17 protein-coding genes are annotated in these 20,917 nt (G+C 47.1%); 11 read left to right on the top strand and 6 right to left on the bottom strand.

The features are described 5' to 3' along the window. Positions 1–46: 46 nt before the first annotated feature. Entirely contained in the window at positions 47–1,126 is a 1,080-nt protein-coding gene (locus tag BUA17_RS13205; protein ID WP_072733896.1) for a hypothetical protein, read from the bottom strand. Between the two features lie 414 nt (positions 1,127–1,540). Between BUA17_RS13205 and BUA17_RS13200 the strand changes: the two genes are divergently transcribed. Then, positions 1,541–3,640: a TerD family protein gene (locus tag BUA17_RS13200; RefSeq protein WP_072733968.1), complete on the top strand. Its 2,100-nt coding sequence runs from the start codon at positions 1,541–1,543 to the stop codon at positions 3,638–3,640. A 290-nt stretch (positions 3,641–3,930) separates the two neighbouring features. Then, positions 3,931–4,131 (top strand): hypothetical protein, encoded by a 201-nt coding sequence (locus BUA17_RS13195; protein ID WP_072733895.1) that lies wholly within the window; start codon positions 3,931–3,933, stop codon positions 4,129–4,131. Positions 4,132–4,256: 125 nt separating this feature from the next. Here BUA17_RS13195 and BUA17_RS13190 read toward each other — a convergent pair whose 3' ends face one another. Then, on the bottom strand, positions 4,257–5,873 hold the full coding sequence (locus tag BUA17_RS13190; RefSeq protein WP_072733894.1) for a type 2 periplasmic-binding domain-containing protein: 1,617 nt from the start codon (positions 5,871–5,873) through the stop codon (positions 4,257–4,259). Between the two features lie 18 nt (positions 5,874–5,891). Further along, complete coding sequence (locus BUA17_RS13185) at positions 5,892–8,240, bottom strand: AraC family transcriptional regulator (protein ID WP_072733893.1); 2,349 nt, start codon at positions 8,238–8,240, stop codon at positions 5,892–5,894. Positions 8,241–8,480: 240 nt separating this feature from the next. Here BUA17_RS13185 and BUA17_RS13180 point away from each other — a divergent pair, with 240 nt between their 5' ends. Together BUA17_RS13180 and BUA17_RS13175 are read left to right on the top strand one after the other, a co-directional pair. After that, the gene (locus tag BUA17_RS13180) at positions 8,481–11,072 is read left to right on the top strand and encodes an S-layer homology domain-containing protein (RefSeq protein WP_083584706.1); all 2,592 of its coding nucleotides are present in this window, start codon (positions 8,481–8,483) and stop codon (positions 11,070–11,072) included. Between the two features lie 311 nt (positions 11,073–11,383). Then, entirely contained in the window at positions 11,384–12,001 is a 618-nt protein-coding gene (locus BUA17_RS13175; protein ID WP_072733891.1) for a hypothetical protein, read from the top strand. 21 nt (positions 12,002–12,022) lie between these two features. Here the strand turns inward: BUA17_RS13175 and BUA17_RS13170 are convergent, their stop codons facing one another. After that, positions 12,023–12,430 (bottom strand): anthrone oxygenase family protein, encoded by a 408-nt coding sequence (locus BUA17_RS13170; protein WP_170867837.1) that lies wholly within the window; start codon positions 12,428–12,430, stop codon positions 12,023–12,025. Between the two features lies 1 nt (position 12,431). Here BUA17_RS13170 and BUA17_RS13165 point away from each other — a divergent pair, with 1 nt between their 5' ends. The 7 genes from BUA17_RS13165 (at position 12,432) to BUA17_RS13135 (ending at position 18,914) form a co-directional block, all read left to right on the top strand. Further along, positions 12,432–12,962, top strand: coding sequence for a GrpB family protein (locus tag BUA17_RS13165; protein ID WP_072733889.1), 531 nt, complete (start codon positions 12,432–12,434; stop codon positions 12,960–12,962). A 102-nt stretch (positions 12,963–13,064) separates the two neighbouring features. Continuing rightward, positions 13,065–14,030, top strand: a complete 966-nt coding sequence (locus BUA17_RS13160; RefSeq protein ID WP_072733888.1) for an SMI1/KNR4 family protein — start codon at positions 13,065–13,067, stop codon at positions 14,028–14,030. A gap of 534 nt (positions 14,031–14,564) precedes the next feature. After that, positions 14,565–16,190, top strand: coding sequence for a rhamnogalacturonan lyase B N-terminal domain-containing protein (locus BUA17_RS13155; protein WP_072733887.1), 1,626 nt, complete (start codon positions 14,565–14,567; stop codon positions 16,188–16,190). Between the two features lie 241 nt (positions 16,191–16,431). Further along, positions 16,432–17,247, top strand: coding sequence for an SDR family NAD(P)-dependent oxidoreductase (locus tag BUA17_RS13150; RefSeq protein ID WP_063565811.1), 816 nt, complete (start codon positions 16,432–16,434; stop codon positions 17,245–17,247). Positions 17,248–17,287: 40 nt separating this feature from the next. Continuing rightward, complete coding sequence (locus BUA17_RS13145; protein WP_063565812.1) at positions 17,288–18,022, top strand: SDR family NAD(P)-dependent oxidoreductase; 735 nt, start codon at positions 17,288–17,290, stop codon at positions 18,020–18,022. A gap of 67 nt (positions 18,023–18,089) precedes the next feature. After that, positions 18,090–18,515, top strand: a complete 426-nt coding sequence (locus BUA17_RS13140; protein ID WP_072733886.1) for a MarR family winged helix-turn-helix transcriptional regulator — start codon at positions 18,090–18,092, stop codon at positions 18,513–18,515. A 24-nt stretch (positions 18,516–18,539) separates the two neighbouring features. Beyond that, complete coding sequence (locus tag BUA17_RS13135; RefSeq protein WP_063565814.1) at positions 18,540–18,914, top strand: winged helix-turn-helix transcriptional regulator; 375 nt, start codon at positions 18,540–18,542, stop codon at positions 18,912–18,914. A gap of 60 nt (positions 18,915–18,974) precedes the next feature. On the opposite strand, the gene BUA17_RS13130 is transcribed toward BUA17_RS13135, so the two are convergent. Together BUA17_RS13130 and BUA17_RS13125 are read right to left on the bottom strand one after the other, a co-directional pair. After that, positions 18,975–20,045 carry an SDR family oxidoreductase gene (locus BUA17_RS13130; RefSeq protein ID WP_072733885.1) on the bottom strand — a complete coding sequence of 357 codons (1,071 nt, stop codon included), beginning with the start codon at positions 20,043–20,045 and terminating at the stop codon, positions 18,975–18,977. A 251-nt stretch (positions 20,046–20,296) separates the two neighbouring features. After that, entirely contained in the window at positions 20,297–20,794 is a 498-nt protein-coding gene (locus BUA17_RS13125) for a DinB family protein (RefSeq protein WP_072733884.1), read from the bottom strand. Positions 20,795–20,917: the final 123 nt, after the last annotated feature.

The raw sequence follows: 20,917 nt of genomic DNA, 5'->3' as shown, positions 1-20,917 counted from the left end.
AGCTAAGCCGGCTAAAAACCGTGCTTAGCTCTTTTTTTATTCCGAATTACAGATAAAACTTTCTCGATTCCTCGTTAAAGAACTCCATGACATCCGGATAATCTGTAATCTCAATAGCGTTCTTCCTCATAATCTTATGAGTAAAGATGGCATCCGTAAAGATTTTATTGATGACGATCCCGCACCATTCTGGCGTGTCTCTGAAATCATCCACCAACGCATGAATCTCATCAAAGTTAAAACACAGAATATATGAAACATAGTTCTGAAGCAGCGTAGTGAAGCAATGATCCCGATAGGGGCTGGTACGGGGGTCAGCGAGAAAGTCTCTCATGACATCAAACAGCAAAGTCTTATTTTTCACGTACATATGCAGCATTTGATCCACGTTATTAATTAATTCTACTACAGCCTCTAATCCTTCTTCCATGGGCATGATTAGCTTGGGAGATTTACCCTCGATGGTTCGTATCAGCTCCAGTGTAAGATGTTTGCAAGCCTGTATTTCATGTGGGGAGATGAGGATTTGCTCTCCATATTTATCTAGTTTTGCGATGTAGTAGTCGTGAAACGCCGAGAAGTAGTGCTCCAGCTTGATATCGGTTTTGGTATGTATAAGGTCCTTCCCGCTAAACGAACAGGCGTAAAGGGTTTCCTCGTTAACCGGATGCGTATAAAGATAAAAAAAGAAGAAAAAGTCTCTCAATTCACGCTTCTGTTGATCCTTTAAGCTGGACAGTCCATTCAGTTGGGCGAGCTGAAAGAAGCTATAGTTTTTCATAAAATCATTCATCGCGCTGTAGGAGTTATGCGTATGAATGGACAGGGTGGTATTTAAGGTAAAGAGCAGATAATACAAAACGAGTTCGTCGTATACATCCAATTGGTTAAAAACTTCAGCGAGAACGGGCTTCCCAATTGGTTTGCTGCCATAGTATGGATCTTCTGGACGGAGCTCGCTCATCCAGTTCGTAAAGGTTTCTTCAGAATGACCGGAAAGGAATAAGCCTGCGCTATCGTCTTCATATAAACCATATTCAAAAGGCTCCGAATGGACAGGCGTTAGCCCTCTTTTCCACTTTATATTGAGATAATCGTTATATAGGGTTTGAAGTTTTGCCTTCATTTTCTTATCCATCCTCTAATCGTATTTTAGATTCCTGAACGTCTGTTACAGATCTCTCTTCCAACTATTCGACGCATAGCTGAGCAATCCCCCTTAACGGTGGTGTTCAGCAACGAGCTAACAGGATCTTGTAAACACATAATTTATTTCGCGATTAAGGCAGTCGTAATACTTTCGCCCTGTTGGGAGATCGTGGAATCTGAGATGATGGGTTTATCAAAGGTTCGGGTCACAAGCTTCGGACTTTTGGCCTTCAGGCTATGGCGATCCTTCCTTCTAACTTCATTGGCGAACTTAGGGTCGCCGCTTTCCTGAAGATCTCAATTCAGAGAGGAGGCGTCCAGGCTATCATATTCCTTCCTTCTACAGCAGACCACCAATTGTAGGGATATGGCTTTCCTGGACTCTTTTATCATGAACAATACCATCTATTTGCGCAGAGCGAAGAAACTCATGATCGAGCAAGAACAAGGGGAGAAACAGCTGCCGAAAGTTTATTTGGCGACTGCCCTTAAAAATATAGAAACGCTTGGATACACCTTCTCGGATGAGTTGATGCAGGCCGTGCGAACATTATCCAAGGAACAATTTGAAGCATTGATGGCCCAGGTTGTGGCTGATCTGAGAATCATGGTCGGTGCACATGTGGACTACAAACCGATGTACCCTGGATTCCCGGCGCAGGTGATGGAGGAAGATGAGGTGGAACTCTACCTGAATGCTATCCTTCATTATCTGACCTTGGTATATCCGATTCGTGAACCGCTGGAAAGGGTACCTTTGCTGGATAAAATAAACCTGAAAGTCATTGGCCTCGGCAACAAGGCTGACTTCCAGACGCTCATCCGCCAACTGATCGAAGCCAACGGCTCCATCTCGGAGACGGACAAAGCAGATATCGATACGGTGCTGGAACATACGGAACCGGATGAAGTAGATGCGCTGTTGCCATCTGAGATTCCTTTTAAGGAAAATGTGGGGTTCGTAGTAGCTTCGTTATTAACGTATGAAAAGGCCAATATCGACCGAATCGGCCCGTATTTCAGAACGGCAACCGATGTGCTTCGTCTCGCTGTGGCTTGGTCGGGTGGGGATGTCAGCTTGGCTCTAGCTTCGCCTTTCCGTAAATTCAAGCGGCGTGAGAGACGCCTGTTGCTCGGTTTGCTGGAGCAATGCGGTTCAATTACGGAAGACATGCTTCGATATAAGGATCGCTGGATTCGTCTGGGCGAAATTCTGCATCCATCTGAATATAAGCTGCGGTACCCGCGATGCGAGGAAGCTTTTGATATTTTGCGTAATAACAAGCCGTTTACGACCTTTAACGGAAGTGTGGAGCTGGCCTTTCAATACCATAATGTGTGGAGTTTGATTGAGCTGTTGAAGCAGCGCCCTGGTGAATTTGCGAGAAGATTGGATCACATGTTGCGCTCTACAACGGATAAGGAATATGTATTGCTGGCGTTCGGAGAAATTCTGGAGCAAATATCGACCCCGGTTTTGTTGCAGGTAAAGCAGCATTTTGCCCGGCGTAATGAACCGCAGGATCTGCGTGTATTTTTCCCGAAAGGCAATGTAGCGAAGGCTTTCGCCATTCCGAATCAGCTTCCCGAGATGGATGATGACATATGTCACGAAGTTGTGCAAATGTGTGAACAGGCGCTGGTGCAGCGTTTCGCCGCCCTTCCTTCACTTGGGAAGACATATGTCGACCCACAGCTCCATGATTATCTGGTTCCCTTTTCGCAAAGATCGGCGAGCAAAGCCCTTCATACGATTGTTCGGGGAAGCCGGGTGCCGATGGCCGAGGGAGATACGATTCGTTTCTTCAACTGGTGGAAGGAAGGGAACGTGAATGGTCAAGCAACGGGGCGCGTGGATATCGATCTGTCTGCGGTGATGTACGATGAGAACTGGAACTATGTAGAGCACATCTCCTATACGAATCTGCGTTCATCCAACTACAAGGCTGTTCACAGCGGTGATATCGTGACAGCGCCTCATGGTGCGAGCGAGTTCATTGACCTGCATATTCCGTCAATTGTTGATTATGGTGGACGTTATGTGGTGGCGAGTCTGCTTTCCTTTACGAGTCATCCATATTGCGATTTGCCGGAATGCTTTGTGGGCTGGATGATGCGGAAGAAGCCGGGTTCTGGTGAGATCTTCGAGCCGTCTACGGTGGCAAACAAGATTGATATCACAGCAGATACGCAGATCGCGATTCCCGTCATTATGGATTTGGTGGAGCGTACGGTCATCTGGACGGATCTGGCGCTGACTAGGCACCCGGAATATTACAATAATGTGGAGGGTAATCAAAAAGGGATGGTCCTGATGGGCAAAGCCCTGACCACGCTACGCAAACCGGATCTATACGACTTGTTCATGCTTCATGCCAAGGCCAGAGGTGAACTAGTGGACACGATGGATCAGGCCGATACGATCTATTCGGTGGATCAAGGAATTACCCCGTTTGATGTCGAGCAGATTATGGCGGAATATTTGGCTTAAGTCCATCACATGTGAATATGGGCGGAAATAGGAAAGAGCAGCGGTGAGCTGCTCTTTTTTGGTTCATGAATGGCGGGATGACCTTGCGATTATGAAATCAAATGATTAAAACGTAGACATGGTTGTAGGATAATAGACCGATTATGAGTGCTGATAGATGTAATTAACAGTAAAGTTAGGATGTCAGAAGGATATGTTGAGAACTGAATTTTTGATAACATAGGTGTTTCCAACTTCACAGGAAATCTGAATTCGAAGGCTAAATTACTTATTAAAATGAGAGGTTTTGAATGATGACTACTACACCTTTAATTCTTGTAGTTGTTGCTATATTTAGTTATGTATTTGTATATTTTTTTTCAAAAGTTATCAACCCGCAAGGTTCAAAAAAATATGTAACGTTAGCCAGTATTAGTTTTACAATTCTTGTGGTTATTTTGTTTAGTATGTTCTTGGTGTTTTTTAGTGAACTTGCTCAAATAAACAAATAAACAACATGATTATAAAACTGTATATTATTCGGCGCGAAAAGGCTTCGGTTTATATGAAGCCTTTTTCGCGTTTTGTTTACTGCATGTAACTCAAAATCCTTATATCTTGTTTCGTTTCACATCACTCACTCATTCGCTTCGCTTAGTACTTCCGCGCCGCCTGCGGCCATGAATTCCTCCACGAAATCATCAAATTCGCTCAGTGGTCTCTCGCCTGTAATGAAGGAGATGTAGGCCTTGTTCTTCAGCTTGATCAGCTCTGCTCCGTTTTTGGCAAGGGAGGGGGTTGCTACCTCAAGTGAGTTGTAAATGCCGTCCTGGTCCAGGCCGAGGGTCGAAGCCCATTGCTCTCGTCGTCCGGTCTGCTTCAGGGGCACGGTCATGCCCAGATTGGCGCCAATTCCGTTCTGATAACTGAACATCTTATCGTACGGAGGAAGAATGACCGTGTTCTGCGGAAACGTATCAGTCCAAGTCCAGTGCTTGCCTTTCACGCCGAAGGCCATGGTAGCTGCCTCGTTCGGATCAGGGTTTGCGCTGACATCATCCAGAATTCGAAGGATCGTCGCAAGCTTGCCCGGTTCCTTAACAGCGTCGGCGCCGATGGCTGTGAAGCTCATTAACATATCGTATCCCTTGGAGCCGCGCTGCCCGTATGGTCCGGTAAAAGGTCTGCCGAACACCACCCGGGCCTCCGGGTTCTTGGCGGTCAGCTCCTTCACGTTAAAGGTCGATTGCACCGGAGTCTCTACGGCATGACCATTCGAACCATAACTCCAGCCCAGGTAATCACCATCCTGAATCCAGTGATAATAATTGCCCATCGATGTCATTCCGATTCTGCCGTTAATAAAGGCGTGGGATAGGTGTTTGTAGCTGCCCTTATTCTCCCCGGTAATAAACTCGGGATCGATCACGTCGTCCCGGTACCATTTGCGTAAATATTGCAGTGCTTCTTTCATTTCGGGCTGAAGGGCACCGATGACCTGCTCTCCATCCTTCATGCTGAAGTAGAGTTGATCCGCGAAAACAATTTGCCCAAAGGCGCCAAATACAACGTTCATGCCTTCGCTGGACAGGCCATAGGTATCCTTGATCCCATTGCCGTCAGGATCATCGTTGGTGAAGGCATAGATTACCCTCTCAAAATCAGCCAGCGTTTGCGGCACCGGCAGGCCGAGCTTGTCCAGCCAGTCCTGCCGAAAAACGACCGGAGTGCGATAGATGTTAGTCGGATTAATGACGGGAATACCATAATAGGCTCCGTCAATCCTTCCGGCATTTTCGTAAGCAGGCGCATTTTCCCGGATGATCCGCATTAGGTTCGGGGCGTATGTGTTGAGCATATCCACGGGAATCTCGGCCAGTACGCCTTGCTGCTGGTACTTGAGCAGGTCCTGCGGCTGGCGGATACGGAACAGATCGGGAATGGCACCCTGGGCCAGCTTCATGTCGAGAAGGGATTCATATTTGTTATTTACAAGATTCCACACATCGAGATCGACGTCGAATTTGTCCTCCACGTACTTGAGCATCTCCGCATCCTCCGGCACCGGATAATTCTGATGCATCGTCCATGAAATGTGGTAGCGCGGATTGGGGGAAGCCGAATCGGCTTCTTGCTTATCCGTTATGGTCTTCTGTCCGAGTGGCAGATCGCAGCCGCTGAGGATACTGATCATGCCTACCGGAATCAGCATTGCGAGAAGCGCTGTAGCGCGTAGCCATCCCTTTTTTTTCATCCGCAACCCTTCCTCACCTTAAGATCCCGCTTCCGCGATTCCTGCCGAAGCAATCTTGCGTAAATAATGGCCCGGCGTACAGCCATACATTTCCTTGAACCGTTTAATGAAATAGGCAGTGGTTCCGTAGCCGACGGAGCTTGCGATCCGTTCAATAGTCATGTTGTTGTTCTCAATCAGTACTTTGGCCCGTTCCATCCGCCGGGAGGTGACATAGTCGGTATAGGTAACGCCAAGCTCCTCTTTAAAAAGCTTGCTCAAATATTTGGAACTGATGAACACCTGCGCTCCTACGGCCTCCAGTGACAGATCTTCGGACAGATGCTCCTCAATATATTGTTTTGCGAGCCCGATGGTAGAAACGGCCCGTTCGCTGTTCCGTTTCTCCGTTTCAGCGATAAATACATTGATCGACTCCACGAGCCAGTCGCGATATGCCACGATATTGGCGATACTGATGTACTCATGATACAGATCGGTATGACCGAGCTGAATGGGATGCTTGTAACGGGCATTTTTCACAACATCCGAGTAGACGAATACCGCATTCGCCAGCATAAAATGGCAATAGTCTGCGGGATATAATCCTTCCCTCATCGTGGCAATGAACTGGTCAACGGCGGCAACGGCCTCATCCGGCTGCCTGGCATGAAGCTTGTCCCTGAACTTGGCAAGCATGGTCTGAGGAATTTCATCCATATTGTGCTCCCGCTGGAGAATACTGCGATCCTTCAGGATATAGAGATTGGGCAGGAAATAAGCGTATTTCATCAACGCCTGGGCCTCGCTGAAGCTTCTGTGCACATCGGCCAGCTCCTGCACCCAGGAGCCTGACGACAGCTGGATATCAAGCTGAAACTGCTGTCGTGCCTCTGACAATAGAAGCTGGGACAGCTTGTCCAGGAGCGGTCCAGACGCTATATCCGTACACAGAATAACCGCCAGCTTCTTGTCCGGCAGCTCCTCGGCAATCAGGTGACTATCTGGCAAGGGTAGCGACTCCAGCCCATGGATAAATCTCGATATGACGGATGGCAGATTCTCCGAGCTAAGTCCCATATGGGCTACCCCGGTATTCAGAAGCAAGCAGCTGTATGCTTGATATGGATGTGAGATGCCCAGTGCAGTCCGTTCTTCTGCCCACTGTTCTCGGCTATAGCCGCCATGCAGCAGATTCAGTACAGCGTTATGCTTGATTGCCGGACTGTTCGCCAGCAGTGTTTCCTCAAGGCTGCTCACCTTATCGTTTAATTGCATGAAGGCACTGTCGATCAGCCGGTATTCATTCGTAATATGCGTTGTTGCCGGTCCGGATAGGTCCTTAATCCGGCTGACGAGGCGTTTGATCGGGCTGTAATTCGCTCTGAGCAAAACTGCTGACAGCGCCAGACCGATTACGATGGCGATCATGCAGATGCCGAGGATGAGCTTCTGTACCATGATCGACTGCTCATAATAGAAGCTGGCCGGCATTGCGCTATAGATAGTCCATCCTGTCGAAGGCAGGGTCTGGTAGGACACAACAACCGATGTATTGTCGATCTTGTCGTCAAAGCTGCCCTTCGCGTTTCCAGACTGTAGTGCTTTCTTGATGCTCGCGCCGTATTCGCCTGGCTGCCCCAGCGTGTCGGTATTGGCATTACTAATGGTGTTACCCATATGGTTAACGATAAATGTGCTTTTGTATTGTGAGGGCATCATATTCTCTATAATGCTGCTAATCGCGCTTTCTTTTACATCTATTGCAATATAGACATCACCGGTTTCGCCTGTGGACTGAAAAGGATAGCTGTGCGTGTACGTCAACAGGGCGTTGCTACTGTCAGCTGTGCCACCTGGCACGCTGGAGAAAATGTCCTGCGGTACCTGGCGTGAAGCCGTCCACAGGCTATTTTGCTTGCTGGCCCGCATATCCTGAAGCCAATCTGAATAATAAGCCGAGCCTTCCCCTTGATCGGCGTTATAGCGCAGGCCGTATAGCGACGATAGCATGATGTTTTGTCCAGGATAATAAAGATGTATGGCCTGAATCATGTCCGCGTTGCCGGCAACCTTGGACTTAAGTAACTCCTGGAGGTCAATGACGCTGTCTAGCCCGCTTCGAGTAGATGGTTCCGCGAACAGTCGAATATCCGCAGACTTGTCGAGTGACAAGTCCAGGTAGATCTGCTGCACCCTTTGCAGGATCGTTCCTTCAATGGTTCGTGTTGTATTTTCAAGAATCAGCTGATTCTTGTTCTGCAATTCCTCATTGTAACTGCGCGAGAAATAGATATAGAAGAAAGAGCATATAAGCAGCACAATGACGACCACGATGGAACCGTACGAAATCGCCAAACCCGCCCATGCGGAGCTCCATTTTTTCATGAGGCATTCCTCCCGGCGACGATTATACACTACCTGATTCCACCAAAGTTCACGATTTATATGAAGGGAATGTTAAATGTCGAAAACAGGCGATATTGCTCCGAAATTGATACAATGGCGAAATTGTTTTATTGCTGGTTAAACGTGCCGGGTGCTACATTGAGACCGATTCGAGACCAACTACCAAACGATGGGAGTCGAAAAGATTTGAAAACGAAAGCCAACAAAAACAAAAAGAAAATGTTGACCGCTGCTATGGGTGTCGTGCTCATATCCAATTCAATTGCATCAACTGCTGTGCTTGCGGCACCAAGTGATTCGCAAGTTCCATTACCGCAGGAGCCGGCTTGGGGTTATTTTGTAGATACGTATAAGAATAATAACTCATCGAACACTACACTTGAGACCAACCCGGCCCTTGGCACATTGTCCAAGTTCCTGGATCTCTGGACACCAGGTTCTTCCTGGAACAATGGCACTAAGGTTCAACCCGACATACTGGACTATAACATTCAATATGTAGCGGATATCGCAGCAAACCGCACTCAAGCGGAGGAGGACGCCGCGTACTATACCGATCGTACAAATCAAACTTACGGTGCAACCGAGGGTCTGGGTTCACTGGCTGATGTATATCGTGAAAAATCGGGCACATATACGACCATTACGAGTATCCCGGACGATGCCACAACGAAGAAGTATGACGACGGTAATACCACGAACAAAGCAGGAAGTTCCGATTCCGATCTAGGTAAAATGGTTGATCTGGTCGGAGCCCTGCGCGGTAATGCTGCGTCAACCAACCCTTCCAAAAATTTCTTCAGTTATATGCGTCCATTCCGCTGGTTAAATACTCATGAGGTTGTTGTGCCAACGCTGAGACCAGCAATTAAAGATGAGGCAGAGGCGGCCTCGGACGGCGGCTTCCCGAGCGGGCATACCAATGCGTCCTACCTTGCCGCAATTGCATTCGCTTATGCCGTGCCTGAACGTTTTCAGGAGTTGGTAACCCGTGCTTCGGAAATGGGCAACAACCGAGTTGTTGCCGGAATGCACTCCCCATTGGATGTCATGGGCGGTCGTGTACTTGCAACTGCCCTCGCAGCAGGTGCTCTGAATGATCCGGAGAATGCTGAACTGAAGCAGGCAGCTTACGATCAAGCGCATAATGTACTGCTGAAGGAGACCGGAACAGCAGAAGACCGATTTACCGACTACGAGAAAAACAAGGCCGAGTATACCCAACGTCTGACTTATGGCTTCCCGCAGGTCGGTTCCACAACGGAGCCTATGCCAGTCCCTAAAGGAGCAGAGGTGCTGCTTGAGACCAGACAGCCTTATCTTAGTGCGGATCAGCGTCGTGCTGTACTGGCGACAACCGGAATTACATCCGGCTACCCTGTATTGGATGATCCCGAAGGCTGGGGACGCCTCAATCTGTTCGCTGCGGCAGACGGATATGGCGCATTCAACAGTGATGTAACGGTAGTGATGGATGCCAGCAAGGGTGGTTTTAACACGGTGGATGTTTGGCGGAACAACATCTCCGGTACCGGCAAGCTGACGAAGGAAGGCAGCGGTACATTGAAACTGCGGGGGGCTAATACGTACTCCGGAGGTACTCAGGTTAGCGCGGGCACATTGGAAGGTGATACAGCTACTGCGTTCGGTAGTGGCGATGTGGTCAACAACGGGGGGACGGTTACGGAGAGCGTAACTGGCAAATGGAACATTGAAGGCAACTTCGTGCAGGCTGCTGACGGTACGCTGGAGCTCAACGTGGCTTCCGCAAATGACGTGCTCGACGTTAAAGGTACGGTGAACTCCGCCGGAGCACTGCATGTGAATTTTGCCAGCAGCTATGTACCTGGTGCGGGTGAGATTACGCTTGTAAGCCATGGAGCCAATCAGCAAAGCGGAAAGTTCGCCTCTGTTCAGGTGGATGGCCTGCCAAGCAAATATAATGCCCAGGTGAAATATGAGAGCAACCGCATTGCACTGGCGATTACGGATACAACAAATCCGGGGACTACGCCAACAACGCCGACTTCACCTGGTACAGGTGGTGGCTCCGTCACTACACCAACACCATCCACACCATCCACACCATCAACAGGTTCTGGAACAGATTCGGGTACGGTTACCACACCTCCTACAACAGAACCAACGGTACCGCCAGCAACACAGGTTAATCCGTTCAAATCAGGTGTTGTGAGCCAGGAAACGGTACTGAAGACAGTTAATGAAGCCATAGCGGCAACGAAAAATGAACAAAAGACATTCAGCGATATTTCTGGTCACTGGGCCAACCGAAGTATTGGTGCTGCCGTGAAATTACGCATGGTGGATGGTTACGAGAATGGTTCGTTCCGGCCTAATGCGTCCGTCACCCGAGCTGAATTTACCGCAATGATTGCCCGGGCATTTGGCCTTGGTGAGAATTCGGCTTCGGCTAGCTTCAAAGATACGAAGTCTAGCTGGGCAGCTGGATATATCAGCGCTCTGGCTGACAAGGGAGTCATTACAGGCTATGCGGACGGTAGCTTCAAACCTAATGCGACGATCTCCCGCGCTGAGATGGTGACGATTATTGCTCGTGTGCTTGATCTGAACGCACTTGCGACTAGCACTCCGGCCAGCTTCAGTGACGTGGACAGCAGTAACTGGGCAGCGGCGGCAATTGCGCAGGCTTCATCGGCCAATCTGGTGCAAGGGCTATCCTCATCCGTGTTCTCGCCGAGTGGCAAAGCTACACGGGCTGAAGCCGTGACGATTATCATCCGTGCACTGGAGAGTGACAGCTCAATCAAGGCACTGATCGAAGGTTTGTAAACATAGTGGTTGAAAGAATGTGTATGCTCTGAGCGAGAGTGGAAGACTCGGTTGAAGAGAATAGCATTTCTTAATAAATTCGAAAGGGCGAAAATGGTTCGTGTAATGCGAACCGTTTTTGCCCTTTTACTTTTACTTATGGAGAATGTCCTGTGTTCCGATACAAACACTCATCCTAGGGTAAGGGAGGAATAGAGCTTCCTTAGCAGGATAATATGTTGAAATTGTGGAAGTAGGTATCAAACTGCATCCTAGATTTGACGTTGCAAACGAGATCGGTTTTTATAAGTCTATATTTGGCGGTGAGCTAATTGGATCGATTAAAACACAGTGGATTTTATAAACTGAAATTTTTCATAACACCGGATGAATTCAAAAGCTTGTTGGCACTTTTTGAGCAGAAACGAGCAAAGTTTATCCGTCCTAGTTATGATCAGACTCAATATGATACGAATCAGGTGCTTGAAGGATATGAGCAATTTTATCATTTTTTTACCGCGGCAGAGAAAAGGGAGGGGTATCACCCATATCTCGCCTATTCAGTATTGATTACGCTGGATCAGCACAATTCCGGATTTTTCGTCAAAAACGAAGGAATTCACTTCCCCTATGTTGGACAATGGGCTGAGGATGAATTACCGTGCATTACCCTGTCGCTCCCCAAAGGTTTTCAGATCAATTTGGAGGATGAGAAGGGGAAATACTATATATACGAAGATATTCGAGAGCATTTGCCGTTAACCTATGCGTTTTATGAAGAGGTGGCGAGCGGAGTTAAAAAATTCACCAACCTGCTGCGTTTCTCCGCACCTGGAGTAGATGCCATGCAAGAGCAGAAGCCATCCGTTCGTGTCAGCCAACGTGCTGTAAACGAGTTGAAGGACTCCTGGATTTTCAATAAGTATTCTCTTGTTATGAATACAAAATAAGAATAGGCAGCTAGGCCCGCTTTAATTCCCGACTAACTGCAGCGCCACTGCCGTCAAGAAGAACACAAAAGCCAAAATTGCCGCCGAAGAACGAACCACATCTAATCGCTCCCATCTTCTCACTAACTGCTTCCAATTGCGTGGTGGTGCATCGGGATTCCAGGCGAGCGCACCTTTGTTAATAGGCACGGTACCGATAAGTGTAGTCAAAATAAATATAAGTAAAGCAAGAACGCCTGCCAAGCGGAAGCCGAATCCGGGTTCGGAACCACTCATTATGAGTACTGCAACGCCTGAAATGGCCGTGGGTAGAAAAATGGCAGGTACAAGTAAACGCAATTTTAGTATTAGTGCACGGTAATACACAAATGTGAATTCAACATGAACGAGGGGAGATAATGAATACCATGGATTTAGGGAGGGGATCATCATGGCCGAAAAAACAACTATTATTGAGGTCGTTCCATACGACCCGCAATGGAAAATCGCTTTTGAACAGATAAAAGAAATGATAATCAGTTATATTGGTGACTTAATTCTAAGAGTAGAGCATGTGGGCAGTACATCGGTTGAGGGTTTATCAGCTAAACCCGTTATCGATCTGGATGTTGTCATTGATAGCTATGATGTACTCCCAGAGATTATTAAGCGGTTGACACTACAAGGGTACGAATACCAAGGGAATCTCGGCATTGAGGGAAGAGAAGCCTTTCAAAGGACATTTCAAGATGAACATATGAAGTATCATTTATATGTTTGTCCTAAGGATGGAAAAGGGTATCTGGAACATATCGCGTTAAGAGACTATTTAAGAGATAATGAGACGGCGAGCAATGAATACCAACAATTAAAAATCAGGCTAGCAGAGCAGTATCGATCCGATATCGATCGTTATTGTGATAATAAAACCGCGTTCGTCACAAGGATATTAAAAGAGACACTCTATCGTCCCGAAAGTTGAACATTTCATCTGGAGCTAAGTTGGTGGAAATCGCCTTTTTTGGAGTGGGCAGCGCCTAAATGATATAATTTCTACAACGAATAAGACAGGGAGGCAAGATCAATGAATGATGAACTCTTGGAACGGCTAGAGGATTGGCATGAACAGGATGATTATGAAGAGATTATAGATGCGATTACAGAGGTTCCGGAAGAGGAGCGGAATTATATTCTGGTCAACCATCTGGGTAGAGCTTTGAATAATATGGAGCGTTACCAGGAGGCAGTGGAGCAATTCCTGTCGGTTGAAGCAGAGGGACAAAATGACCCGCTTTGGCATTACCGCATTGGTCTGGCGTATTATTATTTGGAGCAATATGAGAACGCGCGTGAAGCTTTCGAAGCAGCGGACCGATTGGAGCCGGGAGATGAGGATACACAGGAGTTCCTGGAATGGATTCGGAATAAAACAGCAGACAAGCTTACAGAAGAAGTGGTAGAGGAGCCCGTGGATACAGTCCACTCGGTGACTGAAATCACCATCGAAGCAGCGCCTGGTATCCATGCCGAATCGACGAGCTTCTGGAATGACAGTCCAGCAAACGTCGATCAATATGTGTTGTCCCCACCTACTGAAGAGCAAATTGAAGCAGTGGAGGATCAATTGGTGTTCAAGCTGCCGACATTCTATGTGAACATGATGAAACTACATAATGGTGGTGTTCCCCACTATCGTTATTTTCCGGTTAGTCAGGCGGAGAATGATGGGAAGATTCAAGTTGAAATATCGAATATCCTGGGTATTGGACGGGAAAAGGCACATTCACTGTGTGGAGAAGCTGGAAGCCGGGTGATCATCGAACAAGGGGGGTACCCCGAAATCGGTGTCATTCTGTGTGAGTGCCCTTCCGATTCAGAGGTCGTGATGCTGGATTATCGTGAATCCGGCAATGCCGGTGAGCCCGAGGTTGTCCATGTGAATAAAGCAGAAGGCTACAAGATCACTTGGCTTGCGCCCAATGTTGAGACCTTTATTCAAGGTCTGGTGAATGAGGGAAATCAACCTGCAAACCTTGAGGGTTCACTGTAAAGAAGGTTGTAGCTTCCTGTTATACAAAATATTGAAGAGCTGCATCCGTCACAAAGGATGCAGCTTTTTCAGTTGAAATCCTCTCATTCCATGCGGTAGAAGAAGAACGTAATGTTGATGGTGAGATCGCCGGTGTATTGTTTAGCTGCGTTCAGGCAGCTCAGCCATCTTCCACATTGCCCGTAAGGAGTATAAGATACAAAAAACAGAGAGAGATTACGGCAGGCTGATAGCTATTTTCATTGCCACTTTATGTAATATAATGGTATCATTTTAATGATATTACCAGTAAGTTAGTTGCAGATTATTCCTATACAGGAGGTGTTGTTATAAGAGGACGATAGGGAAGAAAGATGACCCGCAGGGATATGCCGCATGCAGCAAGAATACCGAGATGAGACATAGGCTCGTTTGTCATACATTATAATGTAAGCGCTGTACTTTTAGTTCAGCTATCTCATATACAATATTTAAATATCTGATTTTGGCCCATTACGAAAACGTTAAAAAACGATTCCAGGGAGGGATTAGCTCGTGAGCAGACGTTTAGTGAAGAAGGGATTCAGTTCGTTTCTTTTAATGGTGATGATGGCAGCAGCGGTATTATATCCAACATCCACCGGACACGCAGCCACCATCAATGTTACGGATAACGGGTCGAGGATTGAAGTGAACACAGGAGCAGGTCTGGTATACACGGTGAATAAAACCAATGGCGATATCATATCTGCCAAAATGAACGGAACAGAGCTGAACGGCTCCAGCAAGGGGTCCCATATCAGCTCTGGTTTGGGCTCTGCCAATGTAACCTGGAACACATCTCCTTCGGGATCAACCCTATTGATCACCGTCTCAACCAGCACGCTTACCCACTACTATGCATCACGTGGCGGTGAGAACATTATCTATATGGCAACGTATGTCACAGCAGAACCGTCTGTGGGTGAATTGCGCTATATTTTCCGGGGTAACGGCAGCGTGTTAACAGGGGTTCCGGCCAACTCGAATAATCGGAATAACACCGGCGCGATTGAGAGCGAGGATGTTTTTGGTTACGCCAACGGACAGAGTACCTCGAAGTATTACGGCAACGACCAGGCCAAGAATCTGACCATTCGAGGCGTTACGGGGAATGGTGTGGGCGTGTTTATGGCCTATGGCGACCGAGAGAAGAGCTCGGGAGGTCCGTTCTTCCGTGATATTCAGTTCCAGAGTGGTGGAGATACGGAGGTCTACAATTACATGAATTCAGGACATGCCCAGACAGAAAATTGGCGTATGGGCCTGCATGGGCCGTATGCCTTGATTTTCACCACCGGTGCAACGCCAAGCGTACCTGATTTTAGCTGGATGTCGAGTCTGAACCTGACAGGTTGGGTGTCCAGCCGAGGTAATGTCGTGCTTAACGGGCTGTCTGGTATGGATACGGGTTATGCATATACAGTTGGTTTTGCCAACAGCAACGCCCAATATTGGGTGAATGCCTCTTCGAGCGGGGCAGCTGCCAAATACAGCATGATTCCAGGTACATACACCATGACGGTGTATAAGGGGGAACTGGCCGTCTATACCGAAAGTGTGAACGTCACTGGAGGATCAACGACAACGCTGAATACGCGTACGATTAACAATGACCCAAGTAAAGCATCCAGCATCTGGCGCATTGGGAATTGGGATGGTACACCGTCAGAGTTCCTGAACGGCCAGACAATTCCGATCCGTCATCCTTCCGATAGCCGTAATCCAAGCTGGGGACCCGTCAGTTATGCCACTGGCAGTGCAACCAACAAGTTTCCAGCGATTCAGTTCCGGGGACAAAACTCGCCCACAACCGTTACCTTTAGCCTAAACTCTTCTCAAGCTGCATCTTCGCATGTTCTTAACATCGGTATTACGGCAGCATACAACAATGGAAGACCCAGCGTAACGATTAACGGTCAGACGTTAACCAATCCGGCAGCCTCCTCCCAACCGAACTCTCGTAGCTTTACGATTGGGACCTACCGAGGCAACAATACAACCTTTTCCTGGAATATACCGGCATCCTATTTTGTTAATGGGTCCAACACGGTAACCATTACGCCAATCAGCGGCTCCAGCGACTTGGGCAATTGGTTAAGTGCCGGGTGGGTGTATGACTGTGTTGAATTGTTGAATTAAAAATGGGTCAACTACATGATCAAATTAAGCCAACCGGATAAGGTTATTCTTATCCGGTATTTCCATTCCCATATTAAACACTTCGCTTGCTTCGCTAAAGGCATCCAATATAAGGATACAGGGCCGCATGCGTTGCAGAAAGACAATTCCTCTGCTATTATTTAGACATCTAATATTTAGTCATCTAAATAATAGAGCTGTTATTTATTTTCGGTTTCTTTATGAAAGGAGCTTGAGAACCATGTTGAGAATGAAAGACAAAGTAGCCCTTGTAACTGGAGGCGCTTCTGGAATAGGATTGTCCGCAGCCCAATTGATGGCGAGAGAAGGAGCAAAAGTCGTTATTGCTGATTTCAATGTCAATGGTGCAAAAGAAGCGGCAGCGGATATTCAGGCTCAAGGCGGAGAGGCAGTGGCCGTTTTTGTTGATGCCGGAGATGAATTTTCGATTAAGGAAGCTGTGGATTTTACGGTGCAGCAATATGGTAAGCTCACGAGTCTGTTCAACAACGTTGGCCTGACTAACCTGAAGAAGGATTTGGACGTGGTTAACGTAGATCTGGACGAGTGGGATCGGCTGATGAACGTGAATCTGAAAAGCGTGCTGCTCGGCTGTAGATTCGCCATCCCTCATATGATTGAAGCGGGTGAAGGTTCCATCATTAATACGGCCTCCATGGCTGGCTTTACAGGCGATGCGGTTCGGGTTGCTTACGGTGCCTCAAAAGCAGGAGTGGTGAATCTAACAAGGTATATTGCCACCCAATATGGCAAGCATAACATTCGTTGCAATGCTGTCGCACCTGGATTGATCTTGACCCCGGCAGCCCAGAATAATATGCCTCCGGATGTATTGGATATGTTCGCAAAATATAACGCGCTGCCTTATCACGGGGAACCCGATGATATTGGATACACTGTCTTATTTCTGGCCTCAGACGAGTCCAAATTCATGACCGGACAGACCATCCAGGTTGAAGGCGGCCATTATATTGCCAACCCAACCGTTCCGGATTTTGAACAGTTTATGAAATCACACAATACGCCTAGCAACTAAAGCAGCATCGTATAAATAAATTACGTTAGGAGCGTTTCATATGGGAAGATTAGATAATAAAGTAGCTATTATTACAGGTGGAGCATCAGGAATTGGTGAAGGCATGGTTGATCTCTTTGCAAAGGAAGGCGCCATCGTTATTGCCGCAGACATTAATGAGGAAGCACTGGAGAAAGCGAGCCAAAAAGAGAATGTGTACGGAATGAAGTTGAATGTTTCCTCCGATGAAGATTGGGAGATTTTAGCCAAAGTAGTTAACGAACGTTTTGGTAAAATCGATATTCTGGTCAACAATGCAGGTATTTCTTCAGAGAAGCCATTTGAGGAGATTGATGCACAGGATTGGCAGAAAATGCTCTCCATTAATGGCTTTGGCCCATTTGCTGGTATGAAGCATGTAGCTCCTTATATGGCAGCACAAAAGAAAGGTTCCATCGTCAATATTTCTTCATACACCGCATTGATTGGACAAGGCTTTAACCACTATTCGGCATCCAAAGGCGCGGTACGCGCATTATCCAAAGCAGCGGCGACAACCTTTGGTCGTCAAGGTGTTCGGGTGAATGCACTCTTCCCGGGGATCATCGAAACACCAATGACGCAAGCCTTGAACACATCGAAGGAACTGCTTGACCGACTCATTCAGGCAACGCCTCTGCAACGTCTGGGGCAGGCTATCGATATTGCCAACGCTGCACTGTTCCTGGCTTCGGATGATTCTTCGTACATTACAGGATCTGAGCTGGTTATCGATGGTGGATACTCAGCCCAATAGCGTGTAAAATGATGACAGCCCTTAAGTTGAATAAGGGCTGTTGTTTTATTTTTGCGAGGAGGAACACATGGAAGAACAGAACATTTTTGAGCTCATACACAACATGGACAATTTCACCAATAAATTGATTATACAGTGGAACAAATCGTTTAATGAGGACCTCGGCGTCTCTCATGTGCTTGTACTCAGTCATCTCAATCAAAATGGAAAAAGCCGACCTTCGGATATTGCCAAGCTATTGGGCCTGACCCCGCCTACGCTCAGCTATTTAGCTGATAAGCTGGTTGCCAAGAAATTAGCCGTCAGGATCGTAGATGAAGCTGACCGCCGTATTATATATTTGAACATTACTGACAAAGGGATCGAAGTCCTCGAAAGAGCAATATTGGAGGGGCAGAAGCTGCGTAAAAATTTATTCCAGAAACTGACTGAAGAAGATCGTGCCCAATTGGTAAACATTTTTGAGAAGATGAATCGGGAGATTGAAAAATAGCCTGGAAGGGAGACAGAGGGTGATATGGAGGAACCGCTCAAAGTATATAACACCGCAGTTGAAGCTTTTCTTGAAGTGATCGGGGGAAAGTGGAAGCCCGTTATTCTATTCCATCTTACCTTTGGCAAGAAACGTAATGGTGAGCTGATGAAGCTGATTCCTGCAATCACCCAGAAAGTGTTGACTCAGCAACTTGGTGAACTAACGGAGGCGGGGGTCATTGTCCGTATTTCCCATCACCAGGTCCCGCCTAAAGTGGAGTATGAATTAACAGAGTATGGGTGGAGTCTTAAAGAGATTCTTCATCTGATGTGTAGGTGGGGCGATATACACGTGGAGAATGTTTATGGTGATCGAGGAAAAATTCTGTTTAAGCCGCCAACTACTACGGACCGTTGAGGAACTTATATAAGCCGATTCTGGAATTCACGAATCGGCTTATTATGCATTTTATTTACTTTACGGAAGGATCTTGCGCTCACGTAGATTTCTGAAAATATCCATAAACATAGCCTCAGTGTCAATAAAATCATGAAATCCGAAGCGGCGAGCTTTGGAACCATCTGCGAAGAAGTCATAATCCCACGAGAAGACAAAGTCACCAAATACCCAGGAAGAGACATCATCATAAGGGGTGTTTACCAAACCATACTTTTCAATCATGGATTTCCAAAGATCTTCTTTATCTGCCATCACTGTTGCAAGTGAGAGGGGGAGTGGAGGTGCGGTTTCCAATTCGAAAAATGCAGCGATTCTGGGCCATAGCTCATTCCAGCGAAACAGATCGCCATTGGTGATATTAAATGCCTGATTGGCACAGCGAGGTTCGGTTGCTGCCCATACAGTTGCATGAGCCAGCAATGTGGCATCAGTCATTTCAAGAAGCGAATGATACGCTCCTGGTTTCCCCGGGAATCGAAGTGGCAAGCCAAGCTCCTTGGAGATAGACGCATAAACGCCAATAACCATGGCAAGGTTCATTGGATTACCCAGGGCAAATCCACATACAACTGACGGGCGCATGGCTGACCAGGTCCAGCTACTTCCGGGTTGCCGATTCTCGAGAAACATTTGCTGATCGACATTGAATTCAGGGGGCATATGATGTGCATCTGTTTCTTTGGCAGGTGTTTTGAATGGACCCAGATGTGCACCGTACACTTTATAACCTTGCATTAGGCTAATATGTTGGAGATTTGGAGCGATCGGTTCTATGGTATTCACCACATTGACGAGCATGGCCAAGTTGGGCTGTACCAATTCGGCCCAGGTTGGGCGATCCTGATACGCGGCGTAGAAAATATGCGTAACGGTCGTTAAATGACTCAGTTTGTCTTGTGTGTCTGCTTCGTTCAGTAAATCAGCTGATATATAACGTAACTTGGGGGCATCTTCTCCTCCGCGGCGAGATACACCAATGATATCCCATTGCGGAAGTGTCATCAGATAATCGATGAGGTTTCTTCCAATGACACCTCCAGCACCGATGACAAGCGCGGTGTAACGGGTAACCAATTGTTCGGTTTTCAATGGACATGCTCCTCTCTTCTTCTATTCATATTGTGGGTCAGAAAAAGAAGGATGAGAAGTACGCACCTCAAAGTCATATACGTACTTTGAAGTAATATATGAGCCTGGAGCAGGATATGAGCGTTATAATCTGCACTTCAATGGATGTCACTTGCCTATAACCACAAGAAGCTGTAAAAGGAACAATCGTCCTTTCACAGCTTAGATGTATGTGTCTGTAAATTCGTCCAATTGATCGGATGTAAATAGGGTTACTCTGGGAAACCGCCTCCTGGTGGTGGCCATGCCCCGTAGAAGCGACGCAGCAGCACAATCTCGCCCAGATGGTACGAGTTATGAGATGCGATGTTGCGCAAAAGTCCGGCTTTGGTTTCGCCGGGGAAATACGGCAGTGAATCATCCAACTGCACCGTTTCGGCAATCGTTACTGCTCGATCTACCCCGTCCAGGAAGGCCTGAATATCTGCCTCCCACGCTGCTTCATCCTGAGGACCCGTATCTTCTGGCCAACTCTCCATCACATTCGCTGGAAGCTGCGGCTTTCTTCCTTCCAAATGCTCCAACATAAATTGTTGCCAGTAATGCATATGTTTCACCAATTGATAGATACTGTATGGCATATGTTCATGTTTGCGACTAGCTAGTTCTACGCTAATGTCCGGTAGAGCGCGTGCAATACGAATATGTCCGCGTTCTCCGACTAGTGATTTGACTAGGGCTTGTCCGAACAGTTGATTGGTTTCCGACATGTGAAATCATCCTCTCTTTGTTCATCTGGTTGAGCTTAATGGATGTGTAATTAATAGTATACAATTAAATTTTGCCAAATCAAAATGTGTAACTATTTTAAGCTACAGGATTTCTAAAGGATT

It is taken from the genome of Paenibacillus sp. ov031, assembly GCF_900143165.1.
Lineage (GTDB): Bacteria > Bacillota > Bacilli > Paenibacillales > Paenibacillaceae > Paenibacillus > Paenibacillus marchantiae.
This window is presented reverse-complemented; position numbering and strand designations above follow the sequence as displayed.

Excerpts from the sequence above, each read along its gene's own strand:
- BUA17_RS13140 (WP_072733886.1), top strand. The coding sequence starts at position 18,090 with ATGGAAGAACAGAACATTTTTGAGCTCATACACAACATGGACAATTTC.
- BUA17_RS13135 (WP_063565814.1), top strand. The coding sequence starts at position 18,540 with ATGGAGGAACCGCTCAAAGTATATAACACCGCAGTTGAAGCTTTTCTT.
- BUA17_RS13165 (WP_072733889.1), top strand. The coding sequence starts at position 12,432 with ATGGCCGAAAAAACAACTATTATTGAGGTCGTTCCATACGACCCGCAA.
- BUA17_RS13145 (WP_063565812.1), top strand. The coding sequence starts at position 17,288 with ATGGGAAGATTAGATAATAAAGTAGCTATTATTACAGGTGGAGCATCA.
- BUA17_RS13195 (WP_072733895.1), top strand. The coding sequence starts at position 3,931 with ATGATGACTACTACACCTTTAATTCTTGTAGTTGTTGCTATATTTAGT.
- BUA17_RS13180 (WP_083584706.1), top strand. The coding sequence starts at position 8,481 with ATGTTGACCGCTGCTATGGGTGTCGTGCTCATATCCAATTCAATTGCA.
- BUA17_RS13190 (WP_072733894.1), bottom strand. The coding sequence starts at position 5,873 with ATGAAAAAAAAGGGATGGCTACGCGCTACAGCGCTTCTCGCAATGCTG.
- BUA17_RS13170 (WP_170867837.1), bottom strand. The coding sequence starts at position 12,430 with ATGATCCCCTCCCTAAATCCATGGTATTCATTATCTCCCCTCGTTCAT.
- BUA17_RS13160 (WP_072733888.1), top strand. The coding sequence starts at position 13,065 with ATGAATGATGAACTCTTGGAACGGCTAGAGGATTGGCATGAACAGGAT.
- BUA17_RS13205 (WP_072733896.1), bottom strand. The coding sequence starts at position 1,126 with ATGAAGGCAAAACTTCAAACCCTATATAACGATTATCTCAATATAAAG.
- BUA17_RS13200 (WP_072733968.1), top strand. The coding sequence starts at position 1,541 with ATGAACAATACCATCTATTTGCGCAGAGCGAAGAAACTCATGATCGAG.
- BUA17_RS13125 (WP_072733884.1), bottom strand. The coding sequence starts at position 20,794 with ATGTCGGAAACCAATCAACTGTTCGGACAAGCCCTAGTCAAATCACTA.
- BUA17_RS13150 (WP_063565811.1), top strand. The coding sequence starts at position 16,432 with ATGTTGAGAATGAAAGACAAAGTAGCCCTTGTAACTGGAGGCGCTTCT.
- BUA17_RS13185 (WP_072733893.1), bottom strand. The coding sequence starts at position 8,240 with ATGAAAAAATGGAGCTCCGCATGGGCGGGTTTGGCGATTTCGTACGGT.